General features: G+C 37.1%; 2 protein-coding genes. One reads left to right on the top strand and one right to left on the bottom strand.

The genetic code is table 11. From position 1 onward, the window contains the following. The first annotated feature begins 22 nt into the window (after nt 1-22). Nucleotides 23-226, top strand: coding sequence for a KTSC domain-containing protein (locus AC1DDX_RS26865; protein WP_288879289.1), 204 nt, complete (start codon nt 23-25; stop codon nt 224-226). A gap of 40 nt (nt 227-266) precedes the next feature. On the opposite strand, the gene AC1DDX_RS26860 is transcribed toward AC1DDX_RS26865, so the two are convergent. After that, nucleotides 267-744 (bottom strand): competence protein (locus tag AC1DDX_RS26860; protein ID WP_477622977.1); only part of this gene is annotated, 478 nt, incomplete at its 5' end.

The raw sequence follows: 744 nt of genomic DNA, 5'->3' as shown, positions 1-744 counted from the left end.
CTGCTACTTAAAGAAATAAATTATGCCATCAAGTGTGATTCGATATTTTACCTATGACATGGAAGCCACTACATTATGTATCACTTTTGTATCCGGAATGTGCTATAAATATAAAAATGTTCCTCCTGAAATTTATCATATGCTAAAAGCGGCCGGGTCAAAAGGCCGATATTTTAATCAACACATCAGAAATAAATTCAAATACAAAAAAATAAAGAATTTTTAGTGTTAGATACGTTAGCAGCCCTACGGCCCTTATAGATGGACTATTTAACTATGAACCTGGCAATGAATTCCTTTCGCGGGATCATATGTAGGTAAGGATAGTTTCCCGATAGCTGCTTTCGTTGTTTGAGCTGATAAAGAAAGTGTCCTCCCAGATCAACAATAATGGGACATTTTGCTTGATACCATACCCGATGGGGATGTTTCCAGCAAAAGGAATAATAGTGGCTGGTTAGCTGTATATTCTTCAGTTCAGGATGATAGAAATTTAATATTTTAGGATGCCCTTTTCTTCCTAGCAAGTCAGACTTTCTGATCATAGAAAGATGATCGCTATGGCAAAACTCAAAGTCGGCAAGTTTGGGGTGATCCACATCTGGTAAATGCTTCAAAATACGGAAGCCTTTAAATTTTTTTCCGTTCAATATCCATATCAGTTTCGGATAAAAAGCTTCCCTGCTTTCCAGCTCTTCAATACAAATAGGTGAATTTTGGAACTCAAGGGTTGTTCCGCATGGA

Source organism: Pedobacter sp. 10L46_2, assembly GCF_056395165.1.
The sequence above is the reverse complement of the archived record's forward strand: the minus strand, read 5'-3'. Positions and strand labels throughout refer to the sequence as shown.

Bases quoted from the DNA above. Each gene is read 5' to 3' on its own strand.
- AC1DDX_RS26865 (WP_288879289.1), top strand. From the start codon at position 23: ATGCCATCAAGTGTGATTCGATATTTTACCTATGACATGGAAGCCACT.